Genomic DNA, 13,473 nt, shown 5'->3' on the forward strand with positions numbered 1-13,473 from the left:
TTTTCCTTTGTTGGGTTCGAAGTGGAAGAGATGGTGCCGGCACCGAAGGCCGGGGCGGCAGCCAGACTCAGGCTGCGGCGGCCTTGACCCGGCGGCGCAGGTTTCCGGTCATGAGGTAGTAGAGCACGGCGGAGACGACGACGCCGAGGATCCAGGCGATCTCCGCGCCATTGAGCAGGTAGGCGATCGGTCCGACGTAGATTGCGCTGTTCATGAACGGGATCTGGACGATGACGCCCGCGAGGTAGGCGACGTAGGCGATCCAGTTGAACTTCCCGTAGATCCCGTTCGGGTCGAACAGGCCCTTGATGTCGTACTTCTTATTGCGCACCAGGTAAAAGTCGACGAGGTTGACCGCCGACCACGGTGTCATGAAGTAGAGGAGGAAGAGCAGGAAGTTCTGGAACACAGTGAGGAAGTTCTCCGAGGCGGCCAGGGCGATGGCAAGCGCCACCGCGGTCACGCCGAGGATGAACAGCGTGCGCGTGTACGACTTCAGATGGTTCTGCTTGGTGAAGGCGGAGACGATCGTTGTGATCGACATGAACCCGCCGTAGGCGCTGAGCGTGTTCCCGGCAAGCTTGCCCAGGATAACCGCGAGGAGGACGATCACGCCGAACTTCCCTGCCAGGTCGGTGATGTAGCCGACCTCGCTGCCGCTGAACGCGTCACCACCGAGGAACGCGGCGAAGGCGCCGACGGTCATCGCGAGGCTCGCACCGAGGACGCTGCCGAGGAACGTCCACCCGACGGTGGCGTTCTGCGAGGTAGTCTCGGGCAGGTAGCGGCTGTAATCGGCGATGTACGGGCCGAAGGTCAGCTGCCACGAGGCGGAGAGCGAGACGCCGAGGACGAACGGAGCCATCGCGAATCCGTTGCTCGCCGTGATGGACTCGCCCATATCGCCCGTGACCATGACGACGATGAGCCAGACGAAGACGATGGCGCTGAGGAACGCCGGCAGGTGCGAGAACCGGTGGATCCAGCGATAGCCGACGATGGCCGAGAGCGCACAGAAGACCGCGAAGAGGATCGCACCGATCTGCGGCGAGACGTGGAACAGCAGCCCGAGCGCCTGACCTCCAAGGACGAGCCCCGTGGCATAGAAGCCGATGTAGATGAAGAGTGCGAGGACCAGCGGCAGGATGGCACCATAGAAACCGAACTGTGCCCGGCTCTGGATCATCTGCGGCACCCCGAGCTGCGGTCCCTGCGCCGAGTGCAGAGCGGTGATGTACCCGCCGAGGATGTTGCCGAGCAGGATCGCCGGGATCGACCACAGCGCCGAGTTCCCGAGAATCGTCATGAGCGCACCCGTGACGAGAGCGGTGATGGAGCTGTTCGCGGCGAACCACACGAAGAGCAGGGAGATCGGGCGTCCGTGACGTTCGGACGGCGGGATGTAGTCGATGGTTCGCTTTTCGACGAATTTAGGTTGAAGCTCGGGTGTAGCAGTCATCATGACCTCCATTGCACGGCTGCGTTAAGTGCAGTGTCGTGAAATATATCACCAATATATCTTTGGTCACAATACCGTCGGACCCTTTTCATTCGGCCGCGACGAGCAACGATCCGCGAAGTTCCGCGCGTCGTCGAGACAGGGAATCGCCCGACCGGAACAGCGCCGAAACTGTGCTTGCCGACCGGGTCTGTGCTGAAAAGAGAGCCCTCACGTGTACCAGCGTTGGGAGGTCAGAATGGCTGGCGAGAAGCTCGACCTCGAAATGCAGGGCACGGGAGGACTCCTGGCTCGAATCCACACAGCGATGGGAACCGAGGAGATCGCTCTGATGTTCGACGATGCCGAGGATCCCGCATCACTGTGCAGACTGTGAAGGGCGGGGCCGACATCGTCTGTCGGCCCCGCCCTCAGCTATTCAGTTCTGGTGCGACCTCAGTCCAGCAGGTCGTGTCGCACGATCGACTGTTCGCGATCGGGGCCGACGCCGATGACCGACATCCGGCAGCCCGAGAGCTCCTCGAGTGCGAGCACGTACTTCTGCGCGTTCTCCGGCAGATCGTCGAAGGTCCGAGCCTTCGTGATGTCCTCGGTCCAGCCGTCGAAGTACTCGAAGATCGGCTTCGCATGGTGGAACTCGGTCTGCGACACCGGCATCTCCTCATGACGCTCGCCGTCGACTTCGTAGGCCACGCACACGGGGATCCGCTCGATGCCCGTGAGCACGTCGAGCTTCGTGAGCACATAGTCGGTGAAACCGTTCGTGCGGGCGGCGTAGCGGGCGATGACCGCGTCATACCAGCCGCAGCGGCGCGGTCGTCCGGTGTTGACGCCGAACTCGCCGCCGGCCTTCTGCAGGTATTCGCCCATCTCGTCGAAGAGCTCGGTCGGGAAGGGTCCGGCGCCCACGCGGGTCGTGTAGGCCTTGACGATGCCGACGACGCGGTTGATCCGCGTCGGGCCGATCCCGGATCCCACGCACGAACCGCCAGCGGTCGGGTTGGAGGACGTGACGAACGGGTACGTGCCGTGGTCGACGTCGAGCATCGTCGCCTGACCGCCCTCCATGACGACGACGTCTCCCCGGTCGAGGGCGTCGTTGAGCATGAGCTCGGTCTCGGCGACGTAGGGGCGCAGCCGCTCGACGTAGGGCAGGAAGTAGTCGACGACCTCCTCGACGCTCACCGCGCGACGGTTGTAGACCTTGACGAGGAGTTCGTTCTTCTGGTGGAGCGAGCCCTCGATCTTCTGGCGCAGGATCGACTCGTCGAAGATGTCCTGGACGCGGATGCCCAGGCGCCCGATCTTGTCCATGTACGCCGGCCCGATGCCGCGCCCGGTCGTCCCGATCGCGCGCTTGCCGAGGAAGCGCTCGGTCACCTTGTCCAGCGTTTGGTGGTAGGGCGCGACGAGGTGCGCGTTCGCCGAGATCCGCAGCTTCGAGGTGTCGGCGCCGCGCGATTCGAGGGCGTCGATCTCCTCGAAGAGCGCTTCGAGGTTGACGACGACGCCGTTGCCGATGACGGGGGTGACGTTGGGCGAGAGGATCCCCGCGGGAAGGAGCTTGAGCTCGTACTTCTCACCGCCGACGACAACCGTGTGACCAGCGTTGTTCCCGCCGTTGGGCTTGACGACGTAGTCGACGCTGGTGCCGAGGATGTCGGTGGTCTTCCCTTTACCTTCGTCGCCCCACTGAGCGCCGACGACAACGATTGCTGGCATGAGTGTTTCACCTCAAGTGAAAGAAGGGGATCATTACCTCCACAGTCTACTTGCTGGTCATGACATCGCCCCCGTTCCGTCCGCGGCCCCGCCCCGATACGGCCCCCGTTCCGTCCGCGGCCCCGCCCCGATGCAACCCTCGTTCCGACCGCGACCCCGCCCCGATAAGACCCACGGCCCCACCCCGATAGGGCCCTCGCACCGGTAGCATGGGGCAGACCGTCCGGTGTTCGAAGGAGCTGATGATCGATGACCACTCCCGACACCGCTGACACTGCCGTCGAACGCGTCGTCCTCCTCGACGAGGCCGCCCGCCCCATCGGGTCGATGCCCAAGTCCGAGGTCCACACCGCCGACACCCCGCTGCACTCCGCGTTCTCCTGCTATCTCATCGACGACGAGGACCGCATCCTCCTCACCCGCCGCGCCCTGACGAAGGCGGCGTGGCCGGGCGTGTGGACGAACAGCTTCTGCGGTCATCCGGCACCCGGGGAGGACATCGAGGACGCCCTCGTCCGGCGGGCTGACCAGGAGCTCGGCACGACCGTGAGCGCCGTGACGGTCATCGCCCCCGACTTCCGCTACCGTGCCGTCGATGCCGGCGGCATCGTCGAGAACGAGGTGTGCCCGGTCTACGTCGCCCGGATCGCCTCGCCGCTGGACCCCTCCCCCGCCGAGGTGGCCGAATGGTCCTGGACTCCGATCGCTGAGGTCCGTGCGGCGCTGAGTGCGACACCGTTCGTCTTCAGCCCGTGGATGGTCGATCAGTTCGCCGCCGGCGTCTTCGAGAGCCTGCGGCCGTGAGAGGACCCGACTCCGCGCGCGCCGAACCTGCCCCGGGTTACCACCGGATCCGCTCGTTTGCGGCGGCCCGAGAGGTCCTCCGAGCCCGCCGCTCCACGGTCCAGGCCGGCTTCACCGCGGAGCGGATCCCCCGCGGATGGTTCCGCCGCCACCCGATCCTCATCTCCGACGGCCCCGCGCATGATGAGCAGCGGCGTGCCCTCGCCCGCTTCTTCGCCCCGTCTGTCGTCGACGAACGGTACGCGGCAGACATCGAGGCGCAGGCCCAGGCGATCGTCGATGAGGCCGTCGTCACCGGACGCTGCCGCCTCGACGACGCCGCTCTGCTCTACACCGTTGGAGTCACCGCCGGGATCGTCGGCCTCACCGCGTCCCCGGTCCCGGCCCTCGCCTCGCGGCTCACGGCGTTCTTCCGGCAGCCCCCGGTCGACCTCGCCGCCCCGAACTGGGGGCGGACCAACCGCCAATGGCTGCAGGCCGCCGTCAACGGGCTCCTCCCGCTCACCGCCTTCCACGTCTGCGACGTGCTGCCCGCCATCCGCGACCACCGGCGCAGCCCTCGCGACGACATCATCTCCCACCTCCTCGCCACCGGTGCCGGCACCGCGGACATCCTCGTCGAATGCGTCACCTACGGCACCGCGGGCATGGTCACCACTCGTGAGTTCATCTCCTTCGCCGCGTGGCGGCTGCTCAGGGACGATGAGCTCCGCCATGACTACCTCGGCGCCGCCCGGGACGCCCGGCTGGCGATGCTCGAGGAGGTCATCCGCCTCGACCCCATCGTCGGCCACCTCTACCGGCGCGTCACCGACGATCTCACCGTCGACATCGACGGACAGGCGACGACGATCCCCGCCGGCGACCTCGTCGACATCGACGTCACAGCCGCCAACGTCGATCCGTCCGCGTTCGGGACGGCCGCCGAGGCGGTCTGTCCGGCCCCGACCGAGCGCGGTCGCGTCCCCGGCCGCCCGCGGACAGCGCTTCCCGCGGGACTGAGCTTCAGCGACGGGGCCCACCGCTGCCCGGGACAGCCCGTGGCGCTCGTCGTCGCCGACGCTCTCCTCCACCGCCTCCTGGCGTGCGAACCCACCCTCCTCACAACCCCGGTTGTCGGTCACGACTCCGTCATCGCCGGGGCCCGACTGCGCGGTCTCGACCTCGGCTTCACCGTCCCGTCCCGTCCGCGGCGGCGCTAATGTTCGGCCAGTGGGAGTACCTCGCGCTCATGGCGGCCTGTGTGCTCATCACCCTGCCCCTCGAGTTCGCGTTCGCCGCGCGGGTCTATCGCCGGTGGAGGCTCCTGCTCGCCGCCCTCATCCCCGTCGTCATCGTCTTCGCGGTCTGGGACCTCATCGCGATCGCCCGCGAGCACTGGTCCTACAACCCGGAGTTCGTCACGGGAATCGAATTCGGTGCCCTGCCGCTCGAAGAGCTCGTGTTCTTCGTCGTCATCCCCATCTGCGCCCTGCTCAGCTACGAGGCCGTCGGCACGGTGCTTGCCCGCGCCCCGCACTGGTGGGCGCGGCTGACGAGGAGGAAGGAGCGATGATCCCCGAATACACCGTCATGACGGTCGCCGGCATGGTCCTCGTCATCGCCCTCGAACTCTTCGTCTTCCGCAGCGGCATCTTCCGACGCGCCCAGTACTGGGCCGCGCTGGCGATCTGCCTCTTCTTCCAATGCCTCGTCGACGGCTGGCTGACGAAGCTGCGCGACCCCATCGTCGTCTACAACCCGGACATGTTCTCTGGCATCCGCGTCCCCTTCGACATCCCCATCGAGGACTTCGGTTTCGGCTTCGCAATGATCACCGCGGTCCTCATGCTCTGGCAGTGGAACCTCAACCGGCGCAGCGCCGAGGCGGACTCCCCCGCCGAGGCGGACTCCCCCACCGAGGCGGACGGATGACCGCCCGGACCCGCACCGGTTCCGGTGCCGGCACCGAGGGCCGTTTCCGCCCCGCCGACCGGCATGCCGTCCGGCTCCCGGCCGCCCCCGGCAGGTCGCGGCCGCTGCGGCCGAAGAGCGTGACCGTCATCGGCGGCGGGATCGCGGGACTCAACGCCGCCACCGTCCTCGCCGAACGCGGAGTCGACGTCGTGCTCGTCGAATCGGGCCCCCGCCTCGGCGGGCGGGTGAGTGCATGGCCGCTGCCCGGCGGGCGGACGATGAGTCGCGGGTTCCACGCGTTCTTCCGGCAGTACTACAACCTCCGCGACCTGCTCCGCCGTGCCGATCCTGACCTCTCCCGTCTGCGTCCGCTCGCGGACTATCCCCTCACCCGCCGAGGCGGGGCCACCGATTCGTTCGCCGCGATCCCGACGACGCCGCCGTTCAACCTCGCCGGGTTCGTCCTCTCGAGCCCGACGTTCCCACTGTCGGGACTGACCGAGATCGACACCGCGGCGGCGTTCGAACTCATCGACGTCGACTTCCCCGACTCCTTCGCCCGGTACGACGGCGAATCAGCGGCGGCCTTCCTCGACCGCCTGCGCTTCCCAGCGGAGGCCCGGCATCTCGCACTCGAGGTGTTCGCCCGGTCGTTCTTCGCCGACCCCGATGACTTCTCCGCCGGCGAACTCGTCGCCATGTTCCACACGTACTTCGCCGGCTCCTCAGAGGGCCTCCTCTTCGACGTCCCCACAGACGACTACGACACCGCGCTGTGGGCACCGCTCGGGGACCATCTCGCCGACCTCGGCGTGCGCATCGAGACCGACTGCACGGCGACTGCGCTCAGACGTGGCCCGAGCAGGTGGACGGTGACGACGGACAGCGGGGAGGTCGACTCCGATGCCGTCGTCCTCGCCGCCGATCCGGCCGCGGCCCGCAGTCTCGTCGCCACGCTGCGCGCTGACGAGCCCGCGGAGGCCGAGTGGGTGAGCCGGGTCGCCGCCACCCGCAACGCGCCCCCGTTCGCGGTGCTCAGGCTGTGGTTCGACGGACCCGTCGACCCCGACCGTCCCGCCTTCCTCGGGACGAGCGGCTTCGACCTCCTTGACAACGTCTCCGTCGTCGACCGCTTCGAGGCCGGCGCCGCCGACTGGGTGCGCGAGCACGGAGGGTCCGTCGTCGAACTCCACGCCTACGCACTGCCGAAGACTGCACTGCAGAAGACCGCGGTGCAGGAGGCCGGAGTGTCGGAGACCTCGGTGCCGGAGACCGCGATGCCCCAGGGTGGGGCGTCCCAGGGAGCGGTGTCTCCAGGGACGGTGTTCGAGAAGGAGATCGCCGACCGGCTGCTCGCCGACCTCCACACCGTCTGGCCGGAGACGTCGCGACTGACCGCCCGCGAGTCGCAGCTGCTCATCCGTGACGACTGCGGACTCACCGACCCGCGCCCGTGGCACGAGCGCCCTGGCGTCGAGACCCCGCTGCCCGGACTCGTCCTCGCCGGGGACTGGGTGCGCTGCGATGCGCCCGTCGCCCTCATGGAGCGCGCGGCGACGACCGGTGCGCTCGCCGCGAACGCTCTGCTCGCCCGGTGGCGGGTCGCGGGCACCGACCTGTGGTCACCGCCGCCGCGCGGCCTGCTCCGGCGCGGTCTGCTCGGGCGAATGCGGCGGACGACGACGCGCGGCTGAGATGGCGGGAGACCACGGCACGGCGGGAAACTACGGCACGGCGGGAGATGGCACGCCGCAGAGGCGGCACGGTGCTCAGGCGGCATGTGCGGCGGCACTGGCGGCCCACACGGCCCAGACAGGGCCGCGCGGGCAGGCACCCCTAGACGCCGTCCCCGGCCGGAAGTGGACCGGGACTCGAGTCGCCGCGGATGTGCTTGAGGACCAGCTCGGCGCTGATGAGGCACATCGGCACGCCCACCCCCGGCGCCGTGGTCGCACCGGCGAAGTAGAGGCCGTCGACGGTGCGGGAGACGTTCTGCGTCCGGAACATCGCGGACTGGCGCAGAGTGTGCGCGGGCCCGAGCATGCCGCCAAGCCACGAGTTGTAGTCGCGCGCGAAGTCGGTCGGACCGATCGTGTGGCGGACGACGATGCGCTCGGCGAGGTCGGGGATGTCCGCCCACTCCGCGATCTGCGCGATCGCCCGATCGGCGGCGCGTTCGATGAGGGGATCGCCGCTGCCTTCGGGACCACCGCCCCCGAGCCCGGCATCGGCGGGGACGGGGACAAGGACGAAGAGGTTCTCGCATCCCGGCGGTGCCACGGTCGGGTCCGTGGCGCTGGGGCGGCAGACGTAGAGCGACGCCGGGTGGGGCACCCGCGGGCGCGGGCCGAAGATCGCGTCGAAGTTCTCCGTCCAGTCCGGGGTGAAGAAGAGGGAATGGTGGGGCAGCTGCGGAAGGTCGCCGGTGACGCCGAGGAAGACGAGCACCGCCCCGGGGCCGCTGACCATCCGTGACCACCGGCCCTCCGAACGACCGCGGAGAGCGGGCGGGAGCAGCCGGGTCTGCGTGTGGTGGAGATCGGCGGCGGAGACGACGATATCGGCCCCCGTGCGCCGGGCACCTGATCGGGCATCGGTCCAGCTCACCCCGGTCACCCGCGGTCGCCTGCGACCTGTGGTCTCGGTCTCGATCGCCTCGACCTCCGCCGAGGTGTGGATGCGGGCCCCGGCGCGTTCGGCGAGACGGGTGAAAGCGTCGACGACCGTGCGGAAACCGCCCATCGGGTAGTCCACCCCCTCGTCGAGGTCGAGGGCGCTCATGAGGTGGTAGATCGCCGGTGCCCGGCGCGGGTCGGTGCCGAGGAAGACGGCAGGGTATTGGAGGATCTGCCGTAGACGCGGATCGGCCACAGTCCGCTCGGCTCGTCTGCTCAGGCTCTCCGTGAGCAGGCGGGTCAGGGACGGAAGCGAGGGCAGGAGCGCACGGTCGAGGACGGAGAGCGGAGAGGTGAACGGGTTGTAGAGGAAGAGCCGCTCGGCCATCGCCTTCGCATGGGCGGCCGAGCGCAGATGGGCCTGCAGGCGCCTGCCCGCGCCGGACTCGCGGTCCTCGAAGACCGCGACGACTCTGTCCCGTCCCAGCGGGACACTCACCGGTGCCGCCTCGGCGGTGACGCTCGGCGCGGTCGACGCGTCCGGGTCGGTGAACACGGTGTAGGCGGGATCGAGGGACACGAGGTCGAGCTCAACCGCCGCGCTCGTGCCCATGAGCGCGAAGAAGTGGTCGTAGACCTCGGGCATGAGATACCAGGACGGGCCCGTATCGAAGCGGAACCCGTCCCGGACGATCCGACCGATGCGCCCGCCCACCTCGGCGTTCTTCTCGAAGACGTCGACACTGTGACCGTCTCGGGCGAGCAGGGCGGCGGTGGCGAGTCCTGCGGCACCCGCCCCGATGACGCTCACCTGCGCCATCACGAACTCCGGCCGCGCAGGGTGCCCAGGGTCGAGCGGGCGAGGAGACGCGCCTTGACGTGGCCGGGGATGCGTATCCGCTCCCGGTAGAGCCGCTCGACGGGGGCGGCGGCGATGGTGTCGATGAGCGCGGCGAAGAGCGCGGTGGCGGCGCCGACGGCGAGCCTCGCGTCGTAGGGCAGGAGCGGGATCGCAGCCTCGGCATCGGCGAGCTGATCACGGATGGTGAGGATCCAAGCGTCCCGCGCACTCGTGCTCAGGCGCGCTTCCTCGGTGAGGTAGCTGCGACCGAGGCGGTCACGGTCGTCGGCGAGGTCGCGGAGGAAGTTGATGTTCTGGAAGGCCGCGCCGAGGCGGCGGGCCCCGCACTCGAGGATGGGCAGCTGAGTGTCGTCGCGGGGGTTGTCGTGGAGGAAGATGCGCAGGCACATGAGGCCGACGACCTCGGCGGATCCGTAGACATAGTCCGCATGCTCCCCGGCGCTCAGGCACCGCACCCCGGGTGCCGCCGGGTGTCCCGCAGGCGATTCGGCGTCGAGATCGGAGCGCATGGCGGCGAAGAACGGTTCGATGAGGTCGCTGCCGATCCCCGTCTGCCGCGCCGTCCGGGCGAACGCGTGGATGATGAGATTGGTGCTCACCCCGCGCGAGAGCGCCCGATAGGTCTCGGCGACGAAGTCCTCGAACATCTCCCCCACCTCGTCGGGCCCCACCCCGGCACTGCTCGGCAACCCGTCGACGATCTCATCGGCGACGCGGACAAGGGCGTAGACGTTGCGGACGTGGGACCGGTGGGAGGGGCCCAGCAGCGCCGTCGCCGCGCCGAACGACGTCGAATACCCGTCGATGACGGACTTCGCGGCCCGCTCGGCGGTGCGCGAATAGGTCTCGAGGGAGGAGCGTTCACTCATCGCCGACGCCTCTCGTTGCGCCGAGCAGCCCGTTCGATGTTGCAGGCCATGGCCGGGAAGATGAACCGGTGGAAGGGTGAGACGAACGCCCAGTAGAGGCGGCCGCGGATGCCGCGGGGGAAGAAGATCGCCCGCTGCCGGTATTCGCAGTCGGGGCCGACCTGGTCGACGGTGAACTCGAGCCATGCGTCTCCGGAGACCTTCATCTCCGCGCGCAGGAGGAGCTTGTGGTCGGGGACGATCTCCTCGACCCGCCACCAGTCGACAGGATCGCCGACCCGCAGGGCATCGGGCAGTCGGCGTCCGCGGTTAAGACCGGCCCCGCCGACGATCTTGTCCCAGAGGCCGCGGATCTTCCACGCCAGCGGCCACGAGTACCAGCCGTTGCGCCCGCCGATGCTGACGATGACCGGCCAGATGTCGGAGACGGCGAGGTCGCGCAGCAGCCGCCGGCGGTCGTCGACGAACGCCTTCTTGCCTGCCCACTGCGGGTCGTTGGGCAACGGCTTCGCCGCCTGTTCGAGCTCCCCCGAATCGGCGTCCCAGTTCGTCGCCACCGCCCCTTCCTTCTCCCGGCGCAGGGCGAGCCGGACCGCCTGGTCGTAGCTGAGCAGTCCCGAACTCGGCGGCGGGATGACGGCGTCGATGTCGTCGTTGCGGGTGACCGCGTCCTCCTGCAGCGACTGGACGAGCGGGAGGGTGAGCGCGAACGGCAGCGGGGTGACCAGCCCGACCCAGATGCCTGAGAGCGTCGGGGCCGGCAGCGGGAGGGCGATGACGTGACGTGGGGGCAGATCGCGGATGCGCGCGAAGTCCTTCATCACCTCGGCGTAGGTGAGGACGTCTCCGGAGCCGATGTCGAAGGCGCGGTTGACCGGCTTCGGGAGGTCGCAGGCGGCGACGAGGTAGTAGAGGACGTCGCGGACGGACAGCGGTTCGACCCGGTTGGCCACCCAGTCGGGCGCGGGCATCCAGCGCAGGGCGTCGGCGAGGTGCCTGATCATCTCGAACGACGCCGACCCGGAGCCGATGATGATCCCAGCCTGGAAGACGATCGCCGGGGTGCTCGAGGCGAGGAAGATCTCCCCGACCTTCGCTCGGGAGCGCATGTGCATCGACAGCTTCGCCGACTCGGGGTGGAGGCCGCCGAGGTAGATGATCTGCCGGCCCCCGGCCGCAGCGGTGGCCTCGACGAGTCTCGTCGCCGCCTGCGCTTCGTGTCGTTCGAAGTCGCGGCCGGAGTTCATCGAGTGGACGAGGTAGCAGACGTCGTCGATGCCCTCCATCGCCGCCTTCAGGCCGGTGCCGTCGTCGAGGTCGACGGTGTGGACGGTGACCTCATCGGCCCAGGGCACCGCGCTGAGTTTGTCCGGCGAGCGCACGCCCACGCTCACGGCGTGCCCGGCCTGGAGGAGGCGGGGCACGAGGCGGCCGCCGATGTAGCCGGTGGCCCCGAGCACGAGCACAGAGCGGGGATGGCGGGCTGACGGGATGGTCTCGGTGAGATCGGTCGCGGCCATCGGGTCCTCGCTGATGGGTAGGCGAGGCGCGTCGCTGCGTCTCGGTGCGGGCCCCTGCGTCCGGATCGGCAGCGGGGACACTGTGGGATCAGACTACCCTATCTCCAAGCCGAGGCGACCGATCCATTGGATGAGGAGCTGAGTCTCCGTCTCGCCAAGGATCTCCGGGTTCGCGGCGGCGCGTTCGATGACCGCGTGCCCGAGGCGGGCATCGGCCTCGTCGCCCGCCCCGGCTGGCCCGGTCCCGGTGATCGCTGCGATTACGCCTTCGCGCACGTGCGCTGAGAGGTCGGGATCGGCTTCGCCGAGGATGATCTGGCGCAGCGTCACCCCGATGTTCGTCGCGATGATGTGGGCGGCCGCCTCCTCGTAGCCGACGACGAGTCGCCCCTCCTCCTCGGCGCGCTTCGTCACTGCCCGAAGCATCTCGCCGGGCCTCGACTGCTTGTCGGGCGAATGGCCGGGCCGGACCTTGCCGTACATGAGCGTATAGAAGCCGGGATTCTCGAGCCCGAACGCGACGTGGGCGTCCCAGCCCTGGCGCAGCGCCTGGATGGGGTCGTGGCTCGGCTCTGCTGCGGACTTCTCAGCGAGGTACATGTCGAATCCGCGTTCGATGACGGCGTCGATGAGTCCCTGCTTGCTGCCGAAGAAGTGATAGAGCGTCGGCATCTTCACCCCGACCGCGTCGCACACGGCGCGCAGCGAGAAGTCCTCTCCCGGCGCGGCGGCGATGAGGTCGGCCGCGGCGTTGAGGAGGCGGGTGCGTGTATCGACCGCCTGTGTATCGAGCGAAGATCCCTCTGTCATATCGCAATACTATCGTGTACTGTCGATATAACGAGATGTACCGACGCTACATCTCGTCTCTGCGGGAAGCCTCCGCGAGGCACCCGCCGCAGAGTCCCTATCGTCACGACCGATCAGGAGCAGACATGACCACCCACACCCTCGAAGGCAAGAACGTCCTCATCGCCGGCGGCGGCAAGAACCTCGGCGGCCTCGTCGCCCGGCAGGTCGCCGAGGCGGGGGCCAACGTCGCGATCCACTACAACTCCGAATCCTCCCGTCCGGATGCCGAGGAAACCCTGGCGGCGGTCGAAGCCGCAGGTGTCAAGGGCGTTCTCCTCACCGGGGATCTCACCCAGCCGGCGAACGTCGAGAAGCTCTTCGCCGATGCCGCCTCGGCGCTGGGCCCGATCGACATCGCGTTCAACACCGTCGGCAAGGTGCTCCGCAAGCCCATCGTCGAGACAACGGAGGAGGAGTTCGACGAGATGTTCGCCGTCAACGCCAAGGCCGCGTACTTCTTCATCAAGGAGGCGGGCAAGAACCTCGCCGACAACGGGAAGATCGTCACGATGGCCACCTCGCTGCTCGCGGCATTCACCGACGGGTACTCGACGTATGCCGGCGGCAAGGCCCCGGTCGAGCACTTCACGAGGGCCGCTGCGAAGGAGTATGCAGAGCGCGGCATCTCCGTCGTCACCCTGGCCCCCGGTCCGATGGACACTCCGTTCCTCTACGGCCAGGAGACGCCTGAGCGCGTCGAGTTCCTCAAGTCGCAGGCAATGGGCGACCAGCTGACGAAGATCGAGGACATCGCCCCGATCGTCCGCTTCCTCACCACCGACGGCTGGTGGATCACCGGCCAGACGATCTTCCCCAACGGCGGCTTCAGCACCCGCTGAGCCCGCGTCCACCCGTTCACCGCTGCGACCCCAGC

13 protein-coding genes are annotated in these 13,473 nt (G+C 68.5%); 7 read left to right on the plus strand and 6 right to left on the minus strand.

Features of this window, described 5'->3' with window-relative positions:
* Nucleotides 1-67 precede the first annotated feature (67 nt).
* A complete protein-coding gene (locus FJ887_RS09515; RefSeq protein WP_063248954.1) occupies nt 68-1,459 on the minus strand; it encodes a purine-cytosine permease family protein in 1,392 nt (463 codons plus the stop codon).
* A 238-nt stretch (nt 1,460-1,697) separates the two neighbouring features.
* Between FJ887_RS09515 and FJ887_RS09520 the strand changes: the two genes are divergently transcribed.
* Nucleotides 1,698-1,835, plus strand: coding sequence for a hypothetical protein (locus FJ887_RS09520; protein ID WP_156491125.1), 138 nt, complete (start codon nt 1,698-1,700; stop codon nt 1,833-1,835).
* A gap of 59 nt (nt 1,836-1,894) precedes the next feature.
* Here the strand turns inward: FJ887_RS09520 and FJ887_RS09525 are convergent, their stop codons facing one another.
* Nucleotides 1,895-3,181, minus strand: coding sequence for an adenylosuccinate synthase (locus FJ887_RS09525; protein WP_140955240.1), 1,287 nt, complete (start codon nt 3,179-3,181; stop codon nt 1,895-1,897).
* Nucleotides 3,182-3,430: 249 nt separating this feature from the next.
* Between FJ887_RS09525 and idi the strand changes: the two genes are divergently transcribed.
* Genes idi through FJ887_RS09550 form a run of 5 tightly spaced genes read left to right on the plus strand, consistent with a single transcriptional unit; the run spans nt 3,431 to nt 7,575 of the window.
* Entirely contained in the window at nt 3,431-3,985 is a 555-nt protein-coding gene (gene idi, locus FJ887_RS09530) for an isopentenyl-diphosphate Delta-isomerase (RefSeq protein ID WP_095375048.1), read from the plus strand.
* Nucleotides 3,982-5,187, plus strand: coding sequence for a cytochrome P450 (locus FJ887_RS18525; RefSeq protein ID WP_140955242.1), 1,206 nt, complete (start codon nt 3,982-3,984; stop codon nt 5,185-5,187). The genes idi and FJ887_RS18525 overlap by 4 nt, the downstream gene beginning before the upstream one ends.
* Nucleotides 5,187-5,540, plus strand: a complete 354-nt coding sequence (locus FJ887_RS09540; protein WP_140955243.1) for a lycopene cyclase domain-containing protein — start codon at nt 5,187-5,189, stop codon at nt 5,538-5,540. Before FJ887_RS18525 ends, FJ887_RS09540 begins: the two co-directional genes overlap by 1 nt.
* Nucleotides 5,537-5,899, plus strand: coding sequence for a lycopene cyclase domain-containing protein (locus FJ887_RS09545; protein WP_140955245.1), 363 nt, complete (start codon nt 5,537-5,539; stop codon nt 5,897-5,899). Before FJ887_RS09540 ends, FJ887_RS09545 begins: the two co-directional genes overlap by 4 nt.
* Nucleotides 5,896-7,575, plus strand: coding sequence for an FAD-dependent oxidoreductase (locus FJ887_RS09550; protein WP_140955246.1), 1,680 nt, complete (start codon nt 5,896-5,898; stop codon nt 7,573-7,575). The genes FJ887_RS09545 and FJ887_RS09550 overlap by 4 nt, the downstream gene beginning before the upstream one ends.
* Before the next feature lie 142 nt (nt 7,576-7,717).
* On the opposite strand, the gene crtI is transcribed toward FJ887_RS09550, so the two are convergent.
* The 4 genes from crtI to FJ887_RS09570 form a co-directional block, all read right to left on the minus strand.
* Complete coding sequence (crtI, locus tag FJ887_RS09555) at nt 7,718-9,316, minus strand: phytoene desaturase family protein (protein ID WP_140955248.1); 1,599 nt, start codon at nt 9,314-9,316, stop codon at nt 7,718-7,720.
* On the minus strand, nt 9,316-10,227 hold the full coding sequence (locus FJ887_RS09560; RefSeq protein ID WP_119296796.1) for a phytoene/squalene synthase family protein: 912 nt from the start codon (nt 10,225-10,227) through the stop codon (nt 9,316-9,318). The genes crtI and FJ887_RS09560 overlap by 1 nt, the downstream gene beginning before the upstream one ends.
* On the minus strand, nt 10,224-11,747 hold the full coding sequence (locus tag FJ887_RS09565; RefSeq protein WP_063248932.1) for an SDR family oxidoreductase: 1,524 nt from the start codon (nt 11,745-11,747) through the stop codon (nt 10,224-10,226). The genes FJ887_RS09560 and FJ887_RS09565 overlap by 4 nt, the downstream gene beginning before the upstream one ends.
* A gap of 93 nt (nt 11,748-11,840) precedes the next feature.
* Nucleotides 11,841-12,557, minus strand: coding sequence for a TetR/AcrR family transcriptional regulator (locus FJ887_RS09570; protein ID WP_119296797.1), 717 nt, complete (start codon nt 12,555-12,557; stop codon nt 11,841-11,843).
* Nucleotides 12,558-12,682: 125 nt separating this feature from the next.
* Between FJ887_RS09570 and FJ887_RS09575 the strand changes: the two genes are divergently transcribed.
* A complete protein-coding gene (locus FJ887_RS09575) occupies nt 12,683-13,438 on the plus strand; it encodes an SDR family oxidoreductase (protein ID WP_063248930.1) in 756 nt (251 codons plus the stop codon).
* Nucleotides 13,439-13,473: the final 35 nt, after the last annotated feature.

Source organism: Brevibacterium sp. XM4083, from assembly GCF_006489205.2.
Lineage (GTDB): Bacteria > Actinomycetota > Actinomycetes > Actinomycetales > Brevibacteriaceae > Brevibacterium.